Origin of the sequence: Enterococcus sp. DIV2449a (assembly GCF_051711225.1) — a bacterium.
Classification (GTDB): Bacteria; Bacillota; Bacilli; order Lactobacillales; family Enterococcaceae; genus Enterococcus_D; species Enterococcus_D casseliflavus.
In genome coordinates, this window is record NZ_JBIOME010000001.1 from 511857 (window position 1) to 536043 (window position 24187).

21 protein-coding genes are annotated in these 24187 nt (G+C 39.0%); 14 read left to right on the forward strand and 7 right to left on the reverse strand.

Going from position 1 to position 24187, the window contains the following annotated elements; translation table 11 throughout:
* The first annotated feature begins 1 nt into the window (after position 1).
* Entirely contained in the window at positions 2-301 is a 300-nt protein-coding gene (locus IGI76_RS02470; RefSeq protein WP_005470250.1) for a hypothetical protein, read from the forward strand.
* Positions 301-735 carry a protein-export chaperone SecB gene (locus IGI76_RS02475; RefSeq protein ID WP_005470252.1) on the forward strand — a complete coding sequence of 145 codons (435 nt, stop codon included), beginning with the start codon at positions 301-303 and terminating at the stop codon, positions 733-735. The genes IGI76_RS02470 and IGI76_RS02475 overlap by 1 nt, the downstream gene beginning before the upstream one ends.
* Before the next feature lie 1651 nt (positions 736-2386).
* Here IGI76_RS02475 and IGI76_RS02480 read toward each other — a convergent pair.
* From IGI76_RS02480 to IGI76_RS02510, 7 genes are all read right to left on the reverse strand, one after another.
* Positions 2387-2683, reverse strand: a complete 297-nt coding sequence (locus IGI76_RS02480; RefSeq protein ID WP_081117388.1) for a YciI family protein — start codon at positions 2681-2683, stop codon at positions 2387-2389.
* A gap of 294 nt (positions 2684-2977) precedes the next feature.
* Positions 2978-3133, reverse strand: coding sequence for a hypothetical protein (locus IGI76_RS02485; RefSeq protein WP_333718717.1), 156 nt, complete (start codon positions 3131-3133; stop codon positions 2978-2980).
* Positions 3130-3378, reverse strand: a complete 249-nt coding sequence (locus IGI76_RS02490; protein WP_333718716.1) for a hypothetical protein — start codon at positions 3376-3378, stop codon at positions 3130-3132. The genes IGI76_RS02485 and IGI76_RS02490 overlap by 4 nt, the downstream gene beginning before the upstream one ends.
* Before the next feature lie 123 nt (positions 3379-3501).
* Entirely contained in the window at positions 3502-3747 is a 246-nt protein-coding gene (locus IGI76_RS02495) for a hypothetical protein (RefSeq protein WP_016609659.1), read from the reverse strand.
* 809 nt (positions 3748-4556) lie between these two features.
* The gene (locus IGI76_RS02500) at positions 4557-5135 is read right to left on the reverse strand and encodes a hypothetical protein (protein ID WP_333718715.1); all 579 of its coding nucleotides are present in this window, start codon (positions 5133-5135) and stop codon (positions 4557-4559) included.
* Positions 5136-5837: 702 nt separating this feature from the next.
* Positions 5838-6146 (reverse strand): hypothetical protein, encoded by a 309-nt coding sequence (locus IGI76_RS02505; protein WP_128432470.1) that lies wholly within the window; start codon positions 6144-6146, stop codon positions 5838-5840.
* A 266-nt stretch (positions 6147-6412) separates the two neighbouring features.
* Positions 6413-6604 (reverse strand): hypothetical protein, encoded by a 192-nt coding sequence (locus tag IGI76_RS02510; protein ID WP_333718939.1) that lies wholly within the window; start codon positions 6602-6604, stop codon positions 6413-6415.
* Between the two features lie 429 nt (positions 6605-7033).
* Here IGI76_RS02510 and IGI76_RS02515 point away from each other — a divergent pair, with 429 nt between their 5' ends.
* From IGI76_RS02515 to IGI76_RS02570, 12 genes are all read left to right on the forward strand, one after another.
* Positions 7034-8728: a DUF2075 domain-containing protein gene (locus IGI76_RS02515; RefSeq protein ID WP_333718940.1), complete on the forward strand. Its 1695-nt coding sequence runs from the start codon at positions 7034-7036 to the stop codon at positions 8726-8728.
* A complete protein-coding gene (locus tag IGI76_RS02520; RefSeq protein ID WP_034857870.1) occupies positions 8691-9026 on the forward strand; it encodes a nucleotide pyrophosphohydrolase in 336 nt (111 codons plus the stop codon). Before IGI76_RS02515 ends, IGI76_RS02520 begins: the two co-directional genes overlap by 38 nt.
* Before the next feature lie 482 nt (positions 9027-9508).
* Complete coding sequence (locus tag IGI76_RS02525) at positions 9509-10252, forward strand: hypothetical protein (RefSeq protein WP_167822129.1); 744 nt, start codon at positions 9509-9511, stop codon at positions 10250-10252.
* A 707-nt stretch (positions 10253-10959) separates the two neighbouring features.
* On the forward strand, positions 10960-12240 hold the full coding sequence (celB, locus tag IGI76_RS02530; protein WP_438780994.1) for a PTS cellobiose transporter subunit IIC: 1281 nt from the start codon (positions 10960-10962) through the stop codon (positions 12238-12240).
* Positions 12241-13140: a DUF7916 family protein gene (locus tag IGI76_RS02535; RefSeq protein ID WP_333718942.1), complete on the forward strand. Its 900-nt coding sequence runs from the start codon at positions 12241-12243 to the stop codon at positions 13138-13140.
* Between the two features lie 333 nt (positions 13141-13473).
* The gene (locus tag IGI76_RS02540; protein WP_016609673.1) at positions 13474-13710 is read left to right on the forward strand and encodes an addiction module antidote; all 237 of its coding nucleotides are present in this window, start codon (positions 13474-13476) and stop codon (positions 13708-13710) included.
* Positions 13707-14117: a type II toxin-antitoxin system death-on-curing family toxin gene (locus tag IGI76_RS02545; RefSeq protein ID WP_074934362.1), complete on the forward strand. Its 411-nt coding sequence runs from the start codon at positions 13707-13709 to the stop codon at positions 14115-14117. Before IGI76_RS02540 ends, IGI76_RS02545 begins: the two co-directional genes overlap by 4 nt.
* Positions 14118-14509: 392 nt before the next feature.
* Positions 14510-16747, forward strand: a complete 2238-nt coding sequence (locus IGI76_RS02550) for an excinuclease ABC subunit UvrA (protein WP_333718943.1) — start codon at positions 14510-14512, stop codon at positions 16745-16747.
* Between the two features lie 242 nt (positions 16748-16989).
* On the forward strand, positions 16990-18465 hold the full coding sequence (locus IGI76_RS02555) for a helix-turn-helix domain-containing protein (RefSeq protein WP_333718944.1): 1476 nt from the start codon (positions 16990-16992) through the stop codon (positions 18463-18465).
* Positions 18466-18842: 377 nt separating this feature from the next.
* Entirely contained in the window at positions 18843-23015 is a 4173-nt protein-coding gene (locus IGI76_RS02560; protein WP_438780997.1) for a hypothetical protein, read from the forward strand.
* A 39-nt stretch (positions 23016-23054) separates the two neighbouring features.
* Positions 23055-23573, forward strand: coding sequence for a hypothetical protein (locus IGI76_RS02565; protein WP_015508953.1), 519 nt, complete (start codon positions 23055-23057; stop codon positions 23571-23573).
* 27 nt (positions 23574-23600) lie between these two features.
* Positions 23601-24164, forward strand: a complete 564-nt coding sequence (locus IGI76_RS02570) for a hypothetical protein (RefSeq protein ID WP_074536605.1) — start codon at positions 23601-23603, stop codon at positions 24162-24164.
* Positions 24165-24187: the final 23 nt, after the last annotated feature.

Genomic DNA, 24187 nt, shown 5'->3' on the forward strand with positions numbered 1-24187 from the left:
TATGGTTTTAGACAGAGAACGATTAAAAGATGTCTTGGATAAAATGGGGTATGACGTTGAATTCGATTCGGACACGCCAGGATTAGTTGTTGGGAATTCAATAACTGATTGGAATAATGTTCCTTTGGTTACCGATTCGCTCGAATTAACTTTAGATAAAAAAATAAAAACTAAGAATTTATTTTTAAAAGGAAAAAATAATCTTATGGAGAATTTTGCAATTAATCCTAAAAATACAAAATATAAAACGGATTTTAAATCTGTAGGCACCTATACATCTGTTAAAGGATTGGCTGCATAATGGCGAGTATTAGTTTTGATAGTTATGTGCTGAGCGAACTTAGTTACAAAGTAAATCCCAACTATAATAATGATTTAAAAGAAATTGATGTTACGCCTGATTTAGATTTTGGAATTAATATATCCAAAGAAAACTCTAAAATTGCTACGAAGTTAAATGTGACTCTAGGAAGTCTTACTGAAGAAGATGCCGGGTTTATGTTAACGGTAAATATTTTCGGTATATTTTCTTATGATTCTGAAGAAATTGAAAGTTATGATATTGGCTTTGAAACTTTCATTAAAGAAAGTACAATTTCTATTTTATGGTCTTTCATTCGTCCTTTTGTTTCTGATTTAATTTTAAGAGGGAACAAATTTCCAAACTATATCTTACCTGTTATCAATGTTGCGAAACTTGTTAAAGATAATGATGTTCCGATAACTTATGAATAATAAGATAAAACCTCTTTTTACGAAGGGGTTTTTATTAATTGTTAAAGATAATCTTCAAAGGTAGCTATTTTCGATACTGGGTAATAATAATTTGTCCTTCTTCATATTTAATCTAATTGGCGTTGATGAATAAAATTGTAAGTGCTAATGTAAGTGTATGTACTTACATTTATACTATGCTACTGATATCTCATATCTTATAAAACCTGTTAAACCGCTGTTAATTGTACTTAATCACGACTACTAAAAATCATTATTTTATATGGAAGGTAAAAAGTAAAAAGAACCACTCCCGGGGAGGAGTGGCACAATTAGATAAAAAAGTTTTTCAAATTTCATGCTGGTCAAAAAAAGTTATATACTTCTCTAAAAGTTTAAAATCCTGTTCCAAATTTTTTCTAATGATTATCTGATCTCCCAAAAACGATTTTCGAGATGTACGTGCTATCTTGTGATAAACATCATTTTCAATTAAATAGTCTAATTCTTCATTAATTTTCTCGAGGTTGCTTTGATCAGACGAAGATTGAAAGTATCGTATCGAATAGTATTCTAGGTGTCTTGCGCTGTTAATGACTTTTCTATAATGTAGTTTATCAACTTTCATAGAATCACCTCTAATACAAATTTACATCATTCTTAACTTTCTATCAATATGTTTAATTAATAAAATGCAGATTTTAATCCTATAAATAATATAAATGGGTAAAATTTTAAAGTTAAGAACATATATAAGAGATTTCTAATTAATAATTTCTATTACGTTGAAATAGTGATAAAATAAACAAGAAGAGTAGTTAGGCGCACTTCCCCAAGTTTTCACCGCCTAACTACTCTTCTTAAAGTATTGCACGCAATTACTAATTTATAGCATAAACTAAATTACTGCAAGTAATATGATTATATTTATGTACAAGCTCGCCTTAGCAAGTCATTTGTTTACCAAGGAAATTTGATGAAGATAAGAAGAAAAAAATTATAGAACAATTGATTGCCCCCAGCTAAAAAAGCTATCTAAAAACTATCTATTTGTAAAAATAGTTGTGAATATATGGATTTTAGAAGATAACTTTTAGAGATTTTTTGTTGATATAACAGCATTTGTGCGTATTAAGATAGAAAATCGTTAAATGGAAGGGTCTGTGGGGTAATAGGGATACACCATTACATTCAAAGCTTCATTGACTTGATTAGTATGTTACTGTTTTCCACAAAATAATATGACAAAAAGGAGTACTCTTAGGAGTGCTCCTTTTTGTCGTTTTTTATTGGTAAAAAAGTGTGAGCATAGGGGAAATCTGCATAGAAAAACCGCACCATGACTATCTTTCGCAGCTCACAGGAAGATTACAATATTTTTTGGTTACTACGACTTCGACACTTATACTAATTCTTCAGCATATACGGTCATTTCATTCAACTTGTTTATTCGTTATTCTACTATCAATTTTCTTACAAAAAAGCTTCGTGATTAATTTAAAACACAAACGAGTCAAAATACGGTTGTCTAATTTATGTGTATAAACGGAAAAACATTCCTCATCACTTGCTGGTAATTCAGATGAATGAATTGGGTTAATCATTTTGTTAATAGAAGAAATAGTGGAATTGATTGAAATAAAAAGTGACCAATATGGATCAGTCACCCTCATTACAAACTATTAAATGTAAAATCACTTCTGAATTTAGTAGGAACAAATTCGATAATAGAGTAAGTAGCAATACCATGAATTAAAAATGGATCTTCTTTGATAATAGATTGTGCCTCATCTTTGGAGGACAAACGTGCTAATATGATTCCTCCTGTTCTAGGATTTTTACGTCCAGAGCAGATAAAATGACCTGAATCATAGTTTTTTTGTAGATATTGATTATGTGGGGGAAGAAATTTTTCTACTTGGCTTAAATCTTTTTGATAGGTCAATTCTAAAATAAATAAATTCTTCATGTTGGGGAATCCTCCATATTTTACCTTATGCCTGTTTTGCTTTTCAGACAATAGTTTTTACTGAATGCTATCACTTATATTCAAAGATGTTGAGTTAATTACCCTGCTCTTTAAGTATACGATCAACAAATGACATGTTTTTTTACATATCGGGCCTAACAAGAAGATTATACCAAAAGAATTTTAAACCAGTTATCGATATTTTGAATAATGTACAGAAGGGTTCGATCAGCTATTCACCCAATTTGTTGCAACAAAAAATAGCTAAACGAGTAGTAAGTAAAAGGCAGTTTACTAATGCGAGGTCATGATCATCCATGTGATACCATATTTATCTTCGACCATACCATAGAGCGAGGCCCAGAACACTGGTGCAAGAGGGTCAATCACTTTTCCGTCTATCGAGAGGCTATTGAAAATAGTAGTAACTTCATCAGCAGATTCTTTCACAAGACAAAAGGAGAAAAAATCATTTGCTGGTCTTTTAGTCTGCCGTCTGTCATCATGATCCTCTGACCGTCGATGATGATTTCTGAGTCCATAATGAAATCATCAGACATCTCAGGATCTAATCCTGAATCTACAGGTGCTTCACTCGCATAAACGATTGACTTAATTTGAGCATCTAACGCCTCTTGATAAAATTTTATTGCATTTTCACAATTTCCTTGAAAACTTATAGCTGGGATAAGCATACAAAAATTCTCCTTTTTACTGATAGTATCACAAAGAAGTTACTCGCTTCTTTCAGTTTTTTCGTAGGAATCGGAAAATTTTGAATTGGTTATCCAAAAAAGGAGCAGAATACGTCGCTGCAATTAAATGACAAAATAATGTCTTGGAAAAATCTCAGTAGGTTTTTCTACGTTATATTTGATGGTCATTGTATTGCCCACACCATATCTCATTGGAACAGGAATACTATTTTCTGAGATATAATATTTTCCATCAATGAAGTAGCTAAAAGTTGCAAGTTTTGAATTGCGAAAATCCATCAGGTCGGGAAGAACAGTAGTGAATGCGACAATATTTCCCACGACTTCCTTTTTTTCAATTTTACCCATAGCTAATCACGCTCCTACTATAATTTTTATAGTGACAATTATAACATGCAGGAGTGTGCGTTAGGTGACATCAATGTCAATAATTCTTAATTTAAGTTCAAATAAACTGTTTAATCATTAGATAAGTATGTAAATATGATGATTAACTTGATTTTGTCTAGTCAAATGAGTATTTTCTGAATTTGTCTGATAAATGGTAGCAGAATATGTACAAATTAGTTTTTACTGTTGTCATAGCATCGCTGGCTAAAGTAAATTTTTCATCGATAGAGGTAAATAACTACAAGTTAATCACCTCAAATAAAAATATAATATGAAGTGATCTAGATTATAGAAAACAAAGATGTGAAAATAAAACAGTGAAATAAGTACTATAGTTAGAATTAATCTTTTCATCAATCATTGAATGAGGGAGAACAACAAAAAATCTGAGATAGAATAAAGTTCATTCTATCTCAGATTTGTTTTTGCACAATTTATAAGCCTATGGTGAAAAAGGGCTACTTTTTTTGCTGTGCATGATCGAAATATTTATATTTCGCCTTTTTCATCTATCAAGGAATACCTAGAAAATCAAAATGTTAAGGCTTTGAATTTTTTGGATAGCAATTCTAAAGACTCAGTCTTTTTTGAAAAACATTCCTACTACAGTCACTATGAACATAAGTCCGAAGGTAAGCAAGAAGTCCCTGAACGCTTCGTTTAGTGGTGTTCTCAAGAATATAGTTGAGATTAAAAAATATCCGATTGGAAGAATTGCCGCTATAACAACACATATAAGTATAAAACCAATTATTTTTTTCATAAATCTATATTACCGCTTTTATCCCACATTTTCCAGCACTGAAAATAATTTGAGCTGGAATTCCACCAGGGACTAATTTTCCTAATATTTTTTTCAAAGCAGCTGTTCCTAATTTTTTTCCTAAGGTCTTAATGATTACTTCAGACGCTTTCTTCCATGCTTTACTAGCTATTAAATTTTTTACCTGAGGCGTGAAAATTTGTTTTGCAATATCTAAACCTACAATTTTTTCAAATTCTTTTTTCATACAATCAACAAAGTTTGCTTTTCTTAATTGAGGTTGTTGCTGACCAAAATCTCTTTCTAACATATCATAGAATTCATTATTACCATATTTTTCTCTCATAACAGTCAAGTTGATCTGAACAATATTTCCTTCACGCTCCGTCACAGCAGCGTGTTCATATATAAATTCTAAATCCTCTGCGTATTGATTAATAAGTTCTTGTTCGATTGCTTCTGTTTCCACAGAAGTATTGATCTCGTTTGCAGCTACAATTTGTAATGTTCCAAAAAAGGGCGAAATTACTATGAAAAGTGAAGCGATAAAACAAGCGATCTTTGATTTTTTCAGAAACGACATATTGAACCTTCTTTCTTGTTTTTTTTGTTAGTTAAACAACAAAAAAATAGTAATACATAAATTAAAATATAACAATAATAATTTATATTAATGGTATTAAATTATCTGATTGCTTTAACGATGAAGAGGACACAAAAATATTGATTACATCTAAAACTTTTACAAGTCGAAAGTGTAACCAACTGACAGTAGGAAAATAAGCTGTATGGCGGGTGTTTTTATTTAATTGCTTGATGAAGATACGCTTCATATCAGGAAGTCTGCCGTTATATTTTGTTTATATATGAACCTGATTTTATTGTATTTTTTATAAATTTATTCATAATCTAAAATTTTCATATAAGCGAAATTTACTGGTAAAGGGTCGATTTCCTCTCTTATTTTTAATAGATAATCCACGGAATGCTTCAACTTATATAGTTAAACGTTAGATATCGTGCATAATGATGGAAGGTATGAAAAAATACTCATTTTGAAATTGGGTAGATACTTTTCTCTATCTAACTTGGATTAATGATCTTCTATTGAGTCCCGATTAGTATAAATATTTTTGTGGAAAAAAAGTTAATATAACTAAGAGAAAGGACAAAGCCGCAGTATTTGATTAGCCATCACCATCAAGTGGACAGGGAATGGTTCAAATACTACGGCTTTTTTTAGGATGAATTTCATTAGTATCAATTTAATATTCTTGAATCAGTATTACTTCTCCGCATTTTCTTTAAAGTAGTCATCAATGTAATCCTTAATTTTTTCAAAGTCCTTAGTCAGAAAAAATTTTGAAGGAACTTTTATGATAGGGAGGTTATTTTCATTATCAAAAGGAGCGAATGGCTCAGGAAGGACCAAGTAATCAACAGTATCTTTATCTCTCAGATAATTGATTGAAACATCGTAAAACGGTGAAAAATAGTCTTTGAGGCTTGTGTCTCTTTGATAAAGAACACCTGGAGTTAATGGTGTGTAAGATAATCCATTGCTCAAAACTAAGACAAAACAAATTCTTTTCATAAAAAATCACCTTTCCTTTCGATTAAATACTAGCGTCATCTCAACAGTCAAGGATTCGTTATTCATTTGGTAAATCCATTTTAATAGACACATGGATAAAAAAGTAGTGAGCAATAGAAAAATAATTCAGTTGTTGGGTAGAAGGGAACCAACAATCACAAGTTGTTTCTTTAAAAAACAAGAGATAGGAAAATACCAAGAACAATTGTGGTTAAGATTTCTAGAGCTCTTTCCAGAAACAAATTGTTGCTTTTTAAAAATATTGTTTACTTTTTATAAGGGAACCAAAATGACTGGTTTGCGTAGTCTGGCGGGTACACGAGATCTAAAATACCACTGATAAACAGTAATGGAATTGCTTCGAAAATATTGTCATGGACGGCTAAATAAATATAGTATGTTAACAAAGAAATTTGAGCGATCCGTAGATATCTTAGGCTGGTAACTGTATGGTTCATCAAATCATCCTTTCGTAAATGATTATCGCATATTGAATGATTTAGTCAAATTAAAATTATAAAATATTTATTTATTTTAATATTGAAAAATAAATTCTTTTAATTTAATAAACAATTTATAAATATCCTAAACAGAGGATGTTTAATGAATTGTCAAAGGGGATTTTCAGCTATTTATTTTAGAACGTCTTAGAGAGTTTTCGTTTGAAAAGAGTTTCAGGATAATAAGTTAGTCTATTAAATCATTAGCAAAGTATGCACGTTGGACGAAATTAGTAGATTAATCAATAGCGATTTTTTAGATAATGGTTATTTTGCTAAAACAAAAAATTACCAATTTTGTCTTTAATGCTTTAAGAGCAAAATATGCAGTGATATACTAAAATAAATAAACTTAATGGAATAGACACTAAACGGAGACTCTAAAAAATGACCAACCAACTAATCATAGAAGATCATCATTTCAAGAAAGGTGAGCTATCTAGCATAACGACGGCATATATCGATCAGTACCCAGTCGTTTACATACTCTACAACCGAAATGAAAAGAAAAGACCTGTTGCGTACATTGGTCAAACGGTTCAAGTGAACAAACGATTGAAGCAGCATTTGAATAACTCTAAGCGCAGAGAAATTAAAGAAGTCTTGCTGATTGGACATGAAAAATTCAATCAATCAGCGACCTACAATATCGAAACCAATTTGATCAATCACTTCATTGGGGATGAGCAGTTTCAGTTGCAAAACGTCAGTCAAACAAGACAGGTGCAGATGCATCAGTATTATGAAAAAGAGTATTATGATGAAGTGGTCTTCCAAGAGTTATGGGAAGAATTGCAAAGACGGCAATTGGCGAAGCACTCAATCGATACGATTCGCAACAAAGATGTATATAAATTATCTCCTTTTAAAGAACTGACGCCAGAACAGTTAGATATAAAACTTGAAATCATTGAGTACTGTAAACAAGCGATTCAGCAGGATGAAACACAAAAAGTCTTGATGATTGAAGGAGAAGCTGGAACGGGAAAGAGCGTCCTATTGGCATCTCTCTATAACACCCTTCAAGACTATACAAAGTCAGAGTCTGTATTAAAAGGCACCGATAACTTTTTGCTGGTCAACCATTCAGAGATGTTAAAAACCTATCATACAATGGCAGAAAGCTTGCCGAATTTAAAAAAGAATCATATGTTAAAGCCAACTTCCTTTATTAATAAAACAGATAATCAGAAGTTGCACCCAGACATCGTTATTGTGGATGAAGCCCATTTGCTTTTAACGAAGAAAGACAGCTATAACAGTTTTAACTATGAAAACCAACTAGAAGAGATTATCAAGCGAGCAAAAATCACGATTTGCATTTTTGATCCGAAGCAAGTATTGAAAATCAAAAGTTACTGGGATCAGGACAAACTGGATCAGTTTCAGAAAAGGTACAATGCTTCTCGCTTTAAGCTAAAAGATCAATTAAGAATGAAAAGTAGTCCACAAATAATTCAATGGATCGATGATATCGTAGAAAAACGTGTAACACAGATTCCAGAATCAACAGCATCTTTTGAGCTTAAGATTATGGAAACCCATGATGAGTTGAAGAATAAAATCTTTTCTCTCGATAAAAAGGAAGGTCTGTCACGGATCATCTCGACATTTGATTATGTTCATAAGAAAGACGGAGCTTCATATCTTGTAGATCCTGGTGGGATCAACCTGCCCTGGAATACGACCGATACGAGGCGAACATGGGCGGAGCGACCAGATACAATCAGTGAAGTCGGGTCAATATACACCGTCCAAGGCTTTGATTTAAACAATGTAGGAGTCGTCATTGGTCCTTCCGTTGATTACGATCCAGAGACCGACCAGCTTATCATCGATATCGATAAATATGAGGACAAAGGGGCGTTTACGGGACGTGACGATATGAACCAAGAATTGACGAAGAAAGCCAAAGAAACGATCATCCTTAATTCATTGAATGTATTAATGAAACGAGCAATCAAAGGGCTTTACATCTATGCAATCAATCCCAATCTCCGCCAAAAACTCATAGCCCTACAAAACGAAAGGAGCCAGTCCAACCATGCAAAACCAACCCTCTTCAATGGAACGGATCAATAAATTCCGAGATGATCGCAATTGGCGACAATTCCATAATGAAAAAGATCTAGCTATTTCTATCTCCATCGAAGCCGCCGAATTGTTGGAGATTTTTCAATGGAAAACACCTAAAGAAGCCACTCAAGATTTCGAACATTTAAAAGAAGAAATTGCGGATGTTCTGATTTATTCTTATATGCTGGCAGACAATTTGGGGCTTGATATTGATGAGATCATCAAAGAAAAGCTGGAAAAAAACAACATGAAGTATCCGGTGAAAGAAAGTAAAGATTCGAAAAAGAAGTATAATGAATTGTGACAAAAAGAAGCAAGGACGTTGCAAGTTCTTGCTTCTTTTTTTTGATGGAATAGGAGCAACAACGGCTTTCTGAATTCATCAGTGATTGGTTACGAACGTCAAAAATCTGTCATAATAGAAAAAGTTGAAGATAACTTCAAATTGGTTACAATTTTTCGGAAATTTGAAGTTAACTTCAAATAAGCCCAATTTTTTATAAAAAACGAAGTTAGACCTACTGTCTGCAAGAGCAAAAACAAGATTATCCTATCCGAAAATGAAGGTAAGGTCATCGGGAAAAAATCGGCAACAATGAAGGTCATTTTCTATCAAAAATATTTCTCCCCAAAAACCTAAAAAACCTATTGCCCCCCAAGCTCACTTACTGTATAGTAAACAAGAATATTTCATGAAAATAACCAAAAATAACTAATTAAAAAGACTTTGTTATTGAAAATTGCGATTAAACGATGCCGCAAACGGAATGTAAGAAGGAGAAAACAATGACGTATCTAACAAACAATCTTGTGAATTGCATGATCACTTTAGGGTTTATCTTCATCCATCTATCTTCAAATGTTATCTCATCCAGAAAACTAAACGTGCAATACATGAGCTCCTTTGCCGCTGGTGTAGGGATCTCCTATGCGATCGTTCATCTATTGCCCCATTTGGCGTATTTTCAAACGGTGTTGATCGATGAATTTGGCTGGAATTCGGGGATTTTTTATAGTCATGGGGTCTATGGCATCGTTTTGTTTGGCTTAGTCTTCAGTTACGTGATCTACAAAATCGATGAGCGGACGTTTATGGTGTTAGAAAAGAAAGACATCACCAGTGCCAAAAACGCCTTTTTTTGGTCGGATATCGCTTTTCATGTGATCTACAATATCATGATCGGCTATATCGTGATTGCCAATACGCTATCAGAGCGTTTTTACATTTTGACCTACTTTATTGCCTTTGGTTTGCACTTTCTCATGAACGATTGGCTGCTCTATCACCATCATGGTGCCCTCTATAACAAATATGGCCGCTTTGTGCTTTCCTTCAGTATTTTCGCGGGAGCTGCATTCTCCCTCTTTGTATCATTGCCCTACTATTTGGTGGTCATCATTGAAGCCTTGATCACCGGCGCTTTGCTGGTGAATATCATCAAATTTGAGTTACCTAATGAAGGGGAAGGCAGTATTCGTGGATTATTGGTAGGCACGATCTGCTCTGGAATTTTGTTTGTATTTGTCTAGCGCGAAAAGGAGGACTGAATCATGGATGATTCGGTCCTCCTTTTTTTATAAATACGCAAAGTAATTACTATTTTCTGTTTCAATCAAACAAATCACAATAGTTTTTTATTTTTTTGACCATTATTTACAATTTTGTTACGATGTTCGCTTGCTTTTCCCAAAAACATTCTATAAAATGTAAGCGAATAGAAACCAAAAAAATAGGCACCTCGTATCTCTGCGCCAACAGATTTACGAGGCCCTGATCAGTCACAACCTTTAGACAGATGACCAATCAAGTTGCCATAGTTGATCGCCAAAGGCATCAACGTGTTTATTGTACCCGATTTCCTTGTCGATTTCTAGTAGATTTAGGCAGGTTTTTGGGCAAAAACCGTGGGATGCTGGACGCTTATTTTGCTATGCCAAAGGCATTGGACAATCTTGTCCAATGCCTTTTTTGTCGTTTGAAACGGTTCATGCGCAGAATCGTTTGCGGCAAATAACAGGTGTGAAGATCAGTTGAGGACAGTCGCATGGAAAATAGGCAGTCATAGTTGAGAAATCCAATGCCATGCGTTCTTACTGTGTTCATAGAAATAGCGTTCTGGCGATCAGCACTTCAATCCTAGGTTCTTGAAGGTGGCAAGCCTTGGTTTCTATTCACACTTCGAAAAGATACCTGAACGCACTCTTTCAGCGTTCTTTTAAGGTTAAGGAGGAAGCTTATGAAGGATTCGTTAAAGAAATTTATGGAAGAAAAAATGCTGCCATGGGGAATGAAAATTGGCGGTGAAAAGCATCTAGTTGCCATCCGTGATGGACTTGTCACCACGATGCCTTTGATTATTATCGGTTTCATTTTTGTTATTTTATCTAACGTTCCATGGGAAGGCTTTAACCTATTTGTTACTAGTATTTTTGGCGGGGAATGGCGCAGCAAATTAGACTTTGTCGTACAAGTGACCTTTGGTGTGATGGCGCTGTTCAATTCCTTTGCTATTGCGTATAGTTTAGCAACCACTTACCGCGTCAGCGGTTTATCTGCCGGTGTATTGGCAGCCTCAGTTTTTCTTTTAGTCACTCCGATTGAAGATGGCGGCATTCAAATGTCTTATCTTGGTAGCCGCGGGCTGATCGTAGCAATCATCACTAGTCTAATCACGGCGGAGATTTTCCGATTATTCGTACAAAAGAATATCGTGATTCGCATGCCAGAAAACGTTCCCCCGGCGGTCAGTCGCTCCTTTATTGCATTGATCCCCTCATTCTTTTGCCTCTCGCTTTTCTGGGTGATTCGTTTATTAGTGGAATCATTCGGCAACACGAATGTTCATGATCTGCTGTACAGCCTTGTGGGACAACCATTGTCTATCATTGGCGGAGGCTTTGTAGGCGGTCTGTTTGCCATTATGTTTACGTCATTGTTTTGGTCAGTGGGTATCCACGGGTGGGACTTGGTCTTGAGCGTCTTGCAGCCGACATGGATTCAAATGATCGATGAGAATCGAATCGCTTTTCAAAACGGCGAAACGATTCCGCATATCATCAATTATACCTTTATGAATACCTTTGTCTGGATTGGCGGTAGTGGGGTGATTTTGGGCTTAGCGATCTTGCTATTAGTCAGAAGTAAAAGCAAGTATTTAAAAGAGTTGGGGAAACTCGGATTTCCATCAACGGTTTTCAATGTCAATGAACCCATCATGTTTGGATTGCCCGTTGTCATGAATCCATTGATTTTGTTCCCTTATATTCTGACGCCGGTCGTTTGCTATATCATCTCGTATACGACTGTTGCCATGGGGATCGTCCAACCTGCCGTCGTTTTGGTGCCCTGGTCGATGCCGCCAATCATCGGCGGTTATCTAGCCACAGGCGGACATATTTCGGGGGCAATCTTACAACTGGTGAATCTGACGGTTTCTATCGCCATCTATTATCCATTCTTCAAAATGCTGGATAATCGGACATTAGCCAGTGAACTCGGTTCAGAAAGTGAGGAGTAAATGGAGACAAAACGATTATTGAATTGCACGGCAGCTGATTTTAAATCATTTGATAAAGACCAGCTATTGGAAAGTATCCGAGGAAGTGCGGGGCGGACGATCGTAGCAGAAAATGATGTCCAAATCGATCCGATGTCTAGAGGAATCACCAATGCTGAATTCGTCGCTGCATTTGGGGCGGATTTGATTTTGCTGAACCTATTTGATTGCGAAAACGGCGCTATCAAAGGATTACCGACAACGGATGACCCCATTCGCTTTTTGCAATGCTTAACGGGGCGGCCTATTGGAGTCAATCTTGAGCCTGTCGACGATTGTGCGGAGCAGATGGAACAGCTGACAACTATCGCTACTGGGCGTTTGGCAACAAAGAAAAACATGGCTCGTGCAGAAGCACTTGGATTTGATTTTATCTGTCTGACAGGAAATCCTTCCACTGGCGTTTCAAATAAAGAGATTACAGCGGCAATCAAACAAGCAAGAGCCGTTTTCTCTGGGATCATTATTGCTGGAAAAATGCACGGAGCTGGTGTCAATGAACCCGTGTTAGATGAAGAAATTGCGTCTGCGTTCATTCAAGCTGGAGCCGATGTTATTCTTGTACCCATCGCGGGCACGATTCCTGGGCTGAGTGAACAACATATGAGTGATCTAGTGGCCTTTATCCACCAAAAAGAGAAGTTGGTCATGGGCACCATTGGCACTACACAAGAAGGTGCAGATACAGGTACGATCCGTGCCTTGGCATTGACTAGCAAACGTGCCGGCTGCGACCTTCATCATATCGGAGATGCAGGTTTTTCTGGGACCGCTGATCCCGAGAACATCTTGCAACTATCCATCGCCATCAGAGGCAAGCGCCATACCTATCACCGAATGGCCGTCTCAGTGAATAGGTAGGTGGAACAAATGGGCACATGCCTATGAAATGCAAGAAGTGTTAGAAGAATTTTTCGTTGAATGTTGAATAATGAAGTAAGACCGAAACAGAGAGTGAGTTCTTTGTTTCGGTTTTTTTATAGTGAGTTTTAATGCGTGATCAAGAATTCGCAACAATTGTGGTGAGTAGGAAAAAAATTAGGAAATATATTTTAAAATTGGTGTGATTATTCTTTGGTATGTCGGATCATAGAGTTGAAGGTTATGCTCTTTAAGACATATTTTGACGGCATGTATCTATTGTTGTATAATGTATATACAAATTCATTTGTATATACATTGGGAGGGTAGAAATTGAAAAAAACAAAAAAATATAAAGTCAGAAGATCTGGTAATAGTGATATTACAACGATACCTGCAGAAGTAAAGGAGTATATCGGTGTTCAGACCGGTGAATCAATCAGTTATGTTTTTGAACGGGATGGATCTGTAAAAATGATTAAAGCGGTTGAAGAAGTTTCTATTGATTCAATCGTAGATTCAGTCATGGATCAATACGACAAAGCTTTAAAAGACTTGGTTGACTTATGATTTTTTTGACGGCGGCAGATGTGATCAGAATCAATGCGAAAGTAATTGTACAGTATTCTAAAGGAGAAATGATTGGTGTAAAAGATGCAAGTGCGTTGGATATGGCAATAAATCAACCTTCACAAGCTGTGTTTGGCAAAGAATTATATCCGACAATTTTTGATAAGGCATCAATTTTAGCAATTAACTTAGTAAAAAGACACCCTTTCCATAATGGTAATAAACGGACCGCTTTAGTTTCTATGATTACTTTTTTACAGCTTAATGGATATGTGACAAATTTTTCTCAAGATGAAGCGGTCCATTTTATTCTGACTATTACTACTAGTAAAAAAGAGTTTAACGATTTAAAAGAAGAGGTGGCAAGCTACTTACAAGATTCTAATCGCGTAAGGCCTAACTTTTAAGTAAAGTGTGCAAAGAAACATTTCAATTAATTGATGGTTGTTTCGTAATCAAACGGAATTGTTCGCTTAAAGGTTAGTAGCTAATCATTACTTTTCGTTAAACACATCGACGCGAAAGCAGATCAAATCCTTATAAAAAGGGATTTGGTCTGTTTTCGTCTTTTCTATTCGCCACTTGCGCCACGCGTTTTTTATTCAATAGTTATTCTTCTAACCCTCGGTTCATCTATCAATCGAAAAATCGCATAAGCCCCCACCATTGCTATTCCAGCATTCAGAACAAAACATAAAATAAACATAGTTTTTTTTCAAAATTCCGAGAAACAGCGAGAATGTTTGTGCTATAATGGTCGCTCACTGAAAAAATTCAACAGAATCTGGGAGGGTATAGCATGCAGGAATACATTACGATCCACAACGCCAGGCAGAACAATTTGAAGGGCTTTGACTTGAAGATTCCCAAAAGAAAAATCACGATTTTCACGGGTATCTCTGGTTCAGGCAAGTCATCGATCGTCTTTGACACGATCGCACAAGAAGCTGGGCGACAGCTGAATGAGAACTTTTCGAAATTTGTCCGCAACTTTTTGCCAAAATATAGCCAGCCCGATGCGGATGCCATCGACAATCTTTCGATGGCGGTAGTAGTTGATCAAAGCCGTTTAGGCGGCAATTCCCGCTCCACATTAGGGACGATCACGGATATCAATCCCTTGATCCGCTTGCTTTTTTCTCGTCTTGGTCAACCGTATTTAGGTCCTGCATGGAATTTCTCCTTCAATGACCCTCATGGGATGTGTCCCACTTGCGAAGGGATTGGGCGCATCGTCGGCTTAGATTTAGAAAAGGCACTGGATCTTGAAAAGTCCTTAAACGAAGGGGCGATCCTGCTTCCTGGCTACAAAGTCGGCTCTTGGCTGCTGAAGTCTTTCACCAACACGGGCTTTTTTGACAATGACAAGCCGTTGAAAGAATATAGCGAAGAAGAAATGAATCGCTTTTTGTATGCCCAAGGAGAAAAAATCGATTCCTTGTATATGGAAGGGATGAGTTCCACCTATGAAGGCTTAGTCGCTCGTTTTAATCGCTCCAATATCAAAGGTGGCAATGAAAGCTCCGCTGCTACCCAGAAGAAAATCGCTTCTTTCATGAATGAGCAGAAGTGTCCTGACTGTCAGGGAAAACGATTCAACCCACAAGTACTCGCGTGCAAAATCGCGGGCTATTCGATTGCGGACTTTTTGGCGATGCAAGTGGATGAACTATTGACGGTTCTTCAAGAAATCTCGGAGGAGAGTGTCCAACCACTGCTTCAAAACATCCAAGCGAGAATCACTGATCTAATCAATATCGGGTTGGATTATGTTTCCTTAGACCGTGAAACGACGACCCTTTCTGGTGGGGAAAGTCAGCGGGTAAAAATGGTCAAACACTTGTCTTCTAGCTTGAACGATGTGATCTACATTTTTGATGAACCGAGTATTGGGCTGCATCCAAGGGATGTCCATCGATTGAATGAATTGTTAGTCAAACTACGGGACAAAGGAAACACCGTCATCGTAGTGGAGCATGATCCAGATGTCATTAAAGCAGCTGACCATATTATCGATGTTGGTCCTAAAGCGGGGAAAAATGGCGGCTGTATTACCTACGAAGGAACCTTTGAAGGATTGCTGCGCTCAGATACACTGACTGGCAAAGCATTTGGACAGATGGTGGACTTTAAAGAAGCACCTCGCCAGAGTCATCAGGTTATCGAAACGAAAAAATCGACGCTGCATAACTTGAAAAATACAGCACTGCGGGTGCCATTAGGAGTATTTACAGTGGTGACCGGTGTCGCTGGTTCTGGAAAGAGTAGTTTAGTGAATGGGGTTTTTGCTAAAGAATACCCTGAAGCCATTACGATCGATCAATCAGCGGTGGCGGGAAATATCCGCTCCAATCCAGCGACCTATTCTGGGATTATGAATGACATTCGGAAGTTATTTTCGCAAGAAAACCAGGTCTCAGCAGGTCTTTTTTCCTACAATTCCGAAGGCGCCTGTGAAACGTGTAAGGGCCACGGGACCATCAAGATGGAGCTGTCCTTTATGGATTCCGTTGAGGTTTTGTGTCAGGCCTGCGGCGGCAAACGTTTTAAAGAAGAAGTCTACCAGTATCGCTTGAAAGGCAAGTCGATCGATGAAGTCCTTGCCATGAGCATCACAGAAGCGGTGGAATTCTTTGAGGAAAAAGCGATTCAAAGAAAACTAAAACAGATTTTGGCTGTGGGACTAGGATACATGACCCTTGGACAGCCATTGAATACCTTGTCTGGTGGTGAATGCCAACGACTGAAGTTAGCAAAAGAATTAAGCAAAAAAGGCAATATCTACATTATGGATGAACCAACGACCGGATTGCACATGGCAGACATCAAGAGCATTTTGGCGATCATCGAACGGCTAGTGGAAAAAGGCAACACGGTGATCGTGATCGAACACAACCTTGAGGTCATGAAAGCAGCGGATTGGCTGATCGATGTCGGCATTGATGGCGGGATTCGCGGTGGCGAAGTGTTGTACGAAGGGATTCCAGAAAAACTGATCGAGTGCCAGTCCTCGATTACAGCCCAGTATTTATTTTAATGAGAAAACCAAAATAGCCGCAAGCAGCTCTTTCATCGAGCGCTGCTTGCGGCTTTTTTTCTTTTTCCTCCAGCAAAAAAGAATATGATAAGTCTAAAAAATGAATTTCTCCTCGTTATTTCTTTCATTTTTAGCAGGTTTTTTGATTAAAAATATACAAATTTGAGTATATAATTACCAAATAGTGTGCTATTTATGTAATAGTATAGAAAAGAATTTCTTGAAAAAAAGGAGTGGGATGAATGAGAGAGTTGCAATTGGCCTTCATCAGCAACCGTACGACTGCGCGCTTGTTTCGGCTGCTGAGTACGATTGAGCGAGACCGTGTGTTCACGATTGGCGACTTAGCAGAGCGCAATCAGGTGACGCAACGAACGATTGCCAATGATATCAAATACATGAAAGAATATTTTGGGGACAGTATTGCCCTCGTTTCGGGCAATAGCGGGTTTGTTTTCGAAGAGAAAAAGCCAGCAGACTATCAAAAAAGAAAGCAAAGCTTGTTAAAAAATGAATGCTTATTTGAAATTATCGGGAATATTTTCCATGGCAAACTATCTAAGGTGGATGAGCTGGCACATCATTATCATTTTTCAGAGAGTACGTTTCGGCGTCTACTCAATCAGCGAAACCCTATTTTAAAAAGCTATGGCTTGCAGTGGGCATCTAATCCCTTAACGATTGAAGGAAGTGAAGCCAACTTGCGTAAGTTTTTCAAAGATTTTTATTACGAAGGTGCGGAAACGATCTATACGTTGGTTCCAGATCAAGCCTTGCATGACTTGATCTTAGGTCAATTGGAGGACAAGTTCGGCTATTATGAAATCGGATCTGGGGCAACTCCCGCAGCGTTTTACTACACATTTTATATTGCCATCAAGCGTGCGAGCCTCGGCTATCGTATCACTATGCCGAAAGAACTGGTTAGACAGGCGTATAAAGGGAACAGTTTTTCCAAGCTATACGCACTGAAGGAAGGCATTGAAAAAATCTATCAGGTTCAGCTGCCCAAAGAAGAATTCGCTTGGATCTACTTAGTCACCTTGTGCAAGCGAACCTTGGATCAAGAAGAACGAGAGGAAAAATTTTACCAACAATTTCATCAAGGCGAAGCCATCACAACTGTGACGGACTTGTTTCTTCAAAACCATGAGGTGCCCCAAGCACAAGCCAAAACGGTTGCGACTTTTTTACGTTCTTTCTTTTTATCGAGAAAAATTAACCATGCGATTGCGCCGGTTTTGAACAAGGAAATGGATGATATCAAAGAGGTGATCATGCGTTCCAACAGTGAGAGTTACCAAAAGAACTTACAATTTCTTAAGGAGCAGAGCAAAAAACTCTCTTTGTCTACTACCTACTTAGAAGACATCTGTGTCAGTTTAACGATTTATAGCGAGCTGATTTTCGATTATTATGCACCAGCAAAAACCATTTATTTTCTCTTAGAAGGGGATCATTTTGTGTGCCAGCATATCCAAACAAGAGCGATCCAGCGATTTGGCAGCAAGCATAAATTGACGTTTGTTCAACTGCAATATTTAACAAAACATACGCTTCATGCTGCCCATATCGATTTGATCGTGACCAATTACAATCGCTACCTCGTTGATTATAAAGTCAAAACAGATTACTTATTGTTGAAATCTCTCCCGGATGATCGCGATTGGGAACACCTCGAAAGGAAAATAAATCCCTATCAAAAACCGCTCTTTTAAACCAATTGCTGTGCTGTTCACGCGTTTAAATAGGTATGTTATTTATTCATCTATTTCAGGTGTTTATGAAAATAATGATTTTCCTTTGAGAAACGACCACGCTATTCTTAGTTTAGTAAGCAACACGCGTGTCATACTTACAAATAGTTTGTCCCAATAACCTTCGTTTTTGAGAATACAGAACTCGTATGTAGTTATTATTTTATGAAAACTTAATCTAACAACTTTCTCCAGACATTTGATTCATCAAAATGTCTTTTTTTGTCGTTCCCTCAAAAACGAAGAATATTGAGACAGCTTTGCGTGAAAAAGCAAGGAGCTATTCCCTAGTTTTCAGCTTTCTTAACGCAACAAAGACTTGAAGAAAGGAGGATATGATGAAATTACTTACATTGTTTTCTGCCGTATTACTACTGAGCAGCACGGGCGTCAACACGACGATGGCGTTCCAGCAAGTTGCTTATGCAGAAACAGAGTCACTTTCTGAAGGGACGCAACAATCTTCTGGGGAGGAAACCAATAATTCTGCTGATCAATCGGAAACGCAAGAGTCAACCGAGCAAAGCAGCGAGGAACAAACAACCTCATCGGAAGCCACCGATGATTCAACGACCGCTAGCCAAGAAGAAGCAGAGGAAAATGAAGCACTGTCCGAAGCAGAAACGCCAGATAGCTCAGAAGATGAAGCGGAGCCAGAAGCTGAGAACGAGCAAGTCGAAAGGTTTGATGCTGAAGCTTCAGCGGTCGCATTGACTGTAGCAAGTGAGGCGCAATTGCGGGCAATTTTACTTGGGGAATCCTTCACCGATGAAGAGGGCACGGAGTATCGTTACGAAGAAATCGCCAATGAGCAATCGCTAGTGCTTACTTTTGCCAGCAACTTGGCATTAACTGGGCCAATCAGTGGGATCCAACGGATGAACGTTACCTTTCGTAGTCAAGAAACACCTGTGATCGTTTCGCAGACGGCGGCAGAGAACCTGATGCAGTTTGCGGCACCTGTTCAACTGACTTGGCAAGGGGTGCAGCAACAAGGCATCCAGTCAGCGCAAGGGCTGGCTCAAACAACTGGGGCATCAACGATTACTTTTGAAGATACCCAACTGGAGCTGACCACTACCGCAGGACGCGTGGTGAATAACAACCAAGCACATCTTCATTTCAAAGGAACCAATGTGGTGACGACAGCGACGTCTTCCATTCCAACGTTATTCATGGCTGAAGGACTCTTTGTCGAAGGGCAATTGACGGTCAATCATCGCTCATCAAATGCCACACCAATCTTTGAAATGAATCAAGTAGCAGTCGCTAGCCAAGCTGAAATTTCTGTCACCCGAAGTACCAACAGCAATACTGGCACCGTCTTTCATATGACAGGTACCGCAGCAAGCCTTGATTTTGGTCAAGGAAGTATGACCACGATTCGCCAATCTGGTGCGATGGTCTCCTTGCCAAATGCCAATCAAGATAGCCGATTGACGTTAGCTACAGGGGCAACTCTGGACGTCGGCACAGGACAAGGGCTTTCTGGGAACTCCACCAGTACGTTAGGAGAGATACGGTTACAAGCAGGTAGTCAGTTAAAGCTATCTGAGTATGGAACAGTCAGTACGACACCCGCCATCAATGTCGGACGCCGCTTCATCGTTGAAAATAGTACCGCAGACCAACCTACCATCATCGAGGGAACGCGGACGGGCACAACGACCGGGGCATTTATTCATGTTCGTTCTTCAGAAGCAGAAGTTCGCTTTGGTGCGTTCACCCAAATGAATGTGAATCAAACCGGTCCAGTACTAACCGCTTCTTTAGCAGATGTCTTCGTTGGAGAAAACACTCGGATCGATGCTGCGACCGGCAATGGCTTTACTGGTAGCACCATGGTCAAGAGTTTTCGGATGGAAGATAATAGTCATATTGAATTGCAAGAACGGACAAGCAATAATTCAAATGTCCAACGGTTCTTTGTCCGAGATTCCTTTGTCACAGGCAACGATGTCACCTTGAATGCGAAACGACAAGTGACGACTGGTGACGCTGCTTTCATGCAATTACAAGCGGCGAATGCTCGTTTTATTTCAGGCGATAATAATCAAATGACCATTTCGCAGCGAGGAGCCATCTTCACTGGTTCAGCCACCACAAGTGAGCTGCACTTTGGGAAAGAAAATACCATCCAGCTCACCTCTGGGCGAGGATTAACAGGGAGTACCGGATCTACACGAAGGATGGTGGTGGGCGAAGAAACAAAAATTTTTGTATATGAACATGGCACAAATGATAACCAGCATTTTGTTCGCTTGCGTGATGAACTAAAACTGGAAGCTGGTGCGGAATTGCATATCCAGCGAACATCTACCCGAACAGCGGAAGCCATTCGGCTGACCCGCGCCAACTCTCAGTTTACGATGGAGGAAAGAAGCAAACTGTCTGTCGAAGTCCGTGGGATCGCCTTTTATGGAACCACGACAACGAATGTCTATGTGGGTGACAATGCTGAAATAGATTCGAAAGCTAGTTACGGCTTTACAGGTCGACGAACGATTCGTTCGTTTGTTACTGGGAAAGAAGCAAAAATCAGTCACACTGAGGCAACCAGTGGAAACCTGACTGTGGCAACGGGCTTATCAGATTCGCCTTTTCGAGTGAGCCATACCTTTACACTGGGAGAAGATGCAGAATTTACTCTTCTACGTGAGCGCAATCGAAATGATGCTGGTGCGATTCGAATCAATAATACGAGTGGTGTAGCTACTTTGAAAAAAGGCGCAAAGATGTCCATTCAACAAGTCGGTGGTGCTTTCTATGCTCCTCGAGGTGCAAGTTTTGTGATGGAAGAGGGGGCATCCTTTTATGCCAATACCTCCAATGGCTTCAACTCAAGTACCCGTCGCTTTAGTCAAATGTCGATCGGGAAAAATGCCGATTTCCACCTGACAGATGCCGCTATGACCGTCAATCGCTCCACAAGTCGACCAATGATCGACATTGCCAATACGATCACAGTAGGAGAAGATGCCCAATTTCTGGTAGAGACAGAAGTCAATCGAAGCGAACTTATCTTTTTTAGAAATTCGCGGGCCAACTTGAATATCAGTGGTGTACAACGATTCGAATTGGTTCACCCGACGACACGAGCGGGAAACAGCCGTACCACTTTGCAACGCTTGATTCGCTCAGGAACCAATACGAATGCGAATGGGTTGAGTATCGATTTTGATAATCAGAAAGTGTCTCTTTGGACAACCACTGGGGAAGCACCAACAGAAGAATTCATCAATGTTTCTGGTACGTTGCGTATCAATCGCAATAGCGGATCGAATCCCTCGTGGGGGTCTTTCAATGTCGAGTCGCGTTCTCGCTACTTGAGTGTTCAGAATGCGGATGGGTCGCTAGAATCTTTAAATGGTGTCGACTTTGCTGCAGCAATCAGCGGAAATAACTACCGTCGTTTGGTTTTTTCAGAACCAGAAGGCCTCGTTGCCCGAATCGATGCATTGAGTGATCAGTCGACTGAAATCACTGGTTCTATGTACGAGGATACCGATGTCACAGTGATCACCTATACCAATAATGACGGAGAACTCGTTGAATTAGACAAAAACTCTGAACGAATCGAATGGGGCGACTATCGTGATGAAAATCAGCTGTATCGCTATTTCCGTATTCCACTAAGAGAAAATGAACGATTGGAAACCGAGACAGAAGTGTCGATCTTCTTATCAAAACCTTCGATTGAGACCTATGTCGATGTCACAGCTCGTCAAACCGTTATCAAAGGGGTAGACCTTGAAGCGTACAATATCACCTTAGATCGTTATAAGATCAACGAGTTACCTACAAAAGAGGCATTGGATGCTTTGATCCTTCAAGAAAGCCGAGCACAAGCCGCAAACGTCTTGACGGAAGCGGATATGACGGATGATTTTCGCATCGTAGAAACGGATCTTACACAAGAAGTGGACGAAGACGGTAGCTACTTTGCTGTTCTTGAGGTGGGGAATAAAGCCTACCAGATGACTATCGGTATCGATGTGACATCGAAACTGGAGCATATGCGAGTGACGATCCCGACCAAAATGGTCTTCGAATCCTTGTACAACACAGCGGAATCGAATCGTAATTTTGAAAGCCAAACGTATGAGATCCGCAATCAATCGCCACTTGCCGTGGATACCTACGTCAATCAACTGGCGATCGATGATAGTGCCAGTATTGTCTTATTAGAAGCGGGAGAAGATCCTCTCGACTATGCCGAAAGTGAAAGTGAAGAAGAAGACCCAACCCTGACCTATGACGACATCTCAACCCCGCTGTTGCGATTGAATCTAAAAACGGAAGAAACACAGATCCAACTCTATGAAGCGATGGAGGAACAACACTTGGTTCGCCTAGAAGAAAGAAGCCGCGTGCCGATTTCCTTAACGGGGGACTTCTATGGAGACTATCCCCAATGGATCGTTGATACAGAAGCCGACCAAGGTGGGTACTATGAAGACTTGCTCGTACCGAAGTATCGCATCGTCTTACGCTTTGTCCCACGAGATTAAAGAAAAAAGATCGTACCAAACGTGAAGGAGGTGAATCCATTGGAGCAAACGAATCAAACCGAAACGAAGGATCGACGGAAATGGATCTTGTGGTTGTTGCTGTTGCTAGTACTTATCGGTGGGATCGGGTACTACTTTTACCAATCAAAAACAGCAGTCCCTTTGATCAGTGCCGACCTGTTGCCAGAATCTGGCGATGCCACCGATCAGCGGGTTTCTGAACGAGCGCAGGAGATTGCGGATGCGAATTATTTCACGCTGCAAATCAATCCAGAAGCCATTTTTGAAGATGGTCAAAGCACAGGATCCATCGAGATCGTCAATCCGGGCACCAATGTGTACCCAATCGCCGTGGATATCTCTTTACTGTCGAGCGGGGAAGTCATCTATTCTTCCGGTGCGATCTATCCAAACCAATTTGTTGAAAATGTCGCCTTGGCGACACCGTTGGCAAAAGGGGAATATCCCGCGAAAGCCACAATCAATATTTACGACCCTGAAAGCAAAGAAAAACAAGGGGTCACTGAAGCTGAATTAACGATTATCGTTAAGAATTAAAAAAAAAGGAAAAGTGAGGAAATAAAAATGAAAAAATTTGTAGCAGCCATTCTAAGTACAGCAACAATCGCAGGAGTAATCGCCAGCGGCACCACCGCTTTTGCGACACAAACCATTGACGGACGTGAAGGCGATACGTCAGGAGATGTCCAAGTAAACGGGATCATCGGATCATTCGATAACACAACCCCTGGACCAAATCCCGACGATTTGAACCAATGGATCAATGTGACGATTCCAACGACTGCTTTGTTCTATACAACAGAAGAGTCAAGCCACAAAGAGATCGTTTCACCTAGCTACACTGTGACAAATAACTCAGCAGTTGGTGTGATCGCTTCTGTTGCGGGTGTCGATACACCATTGAATATGGATGAAGTAGACTTGTTAAACGTAAATGGTATCGAGTTGTTTGAAAACGGCACACCAACCGTAGCAGAAACAGAATTATTTACCCTTGAAGGCAACCAAGGTACGAATGAAGGCACGTTTGCGTTCACTGGTGAAGCAACACCGACCGATGCATCAGAAGAATCAAATCCAAGTTTCAAATTGGTCTTGAGCTTTGCGCCGGATGTAGAGGAAGACTAAGAATTGAAATCCCAGTAAAGAAG

What these genes read in the sequence shown, in the direction of transcription:
- IGI76_RS02470 (WP_005470250.1), top strand. Translation starts at nt 2, where the DNA reads ATGGTTTTAGACAGAGAACGATTAAAAGATGTCTTGGATAAAATGGGG.
- IGI76_RS02475 (WP_005470252.1), top strand. Translation starts at nt 301, where the DNA reads ATGGCGAGTATTAGTTTTGATAGTTATGTGCTGAGCGAACTTAGTTAC.
- IGI76_RS02480 (WP_081117388.1), bottom strand. Translation starts at nt 2,683, where the DNA reads ATGAAGAATTTATTTATTTTAGAATTGACCTATCAAAAAGATTTAAGC.
- IGI76_RS02490 (WP_333718716.1), bottom strand. Translation starts at nt 3,378, where the DNA reads ATGCTTATCCCAGCTATAAGTTTTCAAGGAAATTGTGAAAATGCAATA.
- IGI76_RS02495 (WP_016609659.1), bottom strand. Translation starts at nt 3,747, where the DNA reads ATGGGTAAAATTGAAAAAAAGGAAGTCGTGGGAAATATTGTCGCATTC.
- IGI76_RS02500 (WP_333718715.1), bottom strand. Translation starts at nt 5,135, where the DNA reads ATGTCGTTTCTGAAAAAATCAAAGATCGCTTGTTTTATCGCTTCACTT.
- IGI76_RS02505 (WP_128432470.1), bottom strand. Translation starts at nt 6,146, where the DNA reads ATGAAAAGAATTTGTTTTGTCTTAGTTTTGAGCAATGGATTATCTTAC.
- IGI76_RS02510 (WP_333718939.1), bottom strand. Translation starts at nt 6,604, where the DNA reads ATGAACCATACAGTTACCAGCCTAAGATATCTACGGATCGCTCAAATT.
- IGI76_RS02515 (WP_333718940.1), top strand. Translation starts at nt 7,034, where the DNA reads ATGACCAACCAACTAATCATAGAAGATCATCATTTCAAGAAAGGTGAG.
- IGI76_RS02520 (WP_034857870.1), top strand. Translation starts at nt 8,691, where the DNA reads ATGCAAAACCAACCCTCTTCAATGGAACGGATCAATAAATTCCGAGAT.
- IGI76_RS02525 (WP_167822129.1), top strand. Translation starts at nt 9,509, where the DNA reads ATGACGTATCTAACAAACAATCTTGTGAATTGCATGATCACTTTAGGG.
- celB (WP_438780994.1), top strand. Translation starts at nt 10,960, where the DNA reads ATGAAGGATTCGTTAAAGAAATTTATGGAAGAAAAAATGCTGCCATGG.
- IGI76_RS02535 (WP_333718942.1), top strand. Translation starts at nt 12,241, where the DNA reads ATGGAGACAAAACGATTATTGAATTGCACGGCAGCTGATTTTAAATCA.
- IGI76_RS02545 (WP_074934362.1), top strand. Translation starts at nt 13,707, where the DNA reads ATGATTTTTTTGACGGCGGCAGATGTGATCAGAATCAATGCGAAAGTA.
- IGI76_RS02550 (WP_333718943.1), top strand. Translation starts at nt 14,510, where the DNA reads ATGCAGGAATACATTACGATCCACAACGCCAGGCAGAACAATTTGAAG.
- IGI76_RS02555 (WP_333718944.1), top strand. Translation starts at nt 16,990, where the DNA reads ATGAGAGAGTTGCAATTGGCCTTCATCAGCAACCGTACGACTGCGCGC.
- IGI76_RS02560 (WP_438780997.1), top strand. Translation starts at nt 18,843, where the DNA reads ATGAAATTACTTACATTGTTTTCTGCCGTATTACTACTGAGCAGCACG.
- IGI76_RS02570 (WP_074536605.1), top strand. Translation starts at nt 23,601, where the DNA reads ATGAAAAAATTTGTAGCAGCCATTCTAAGTACAGCAACAATCGCAGGA.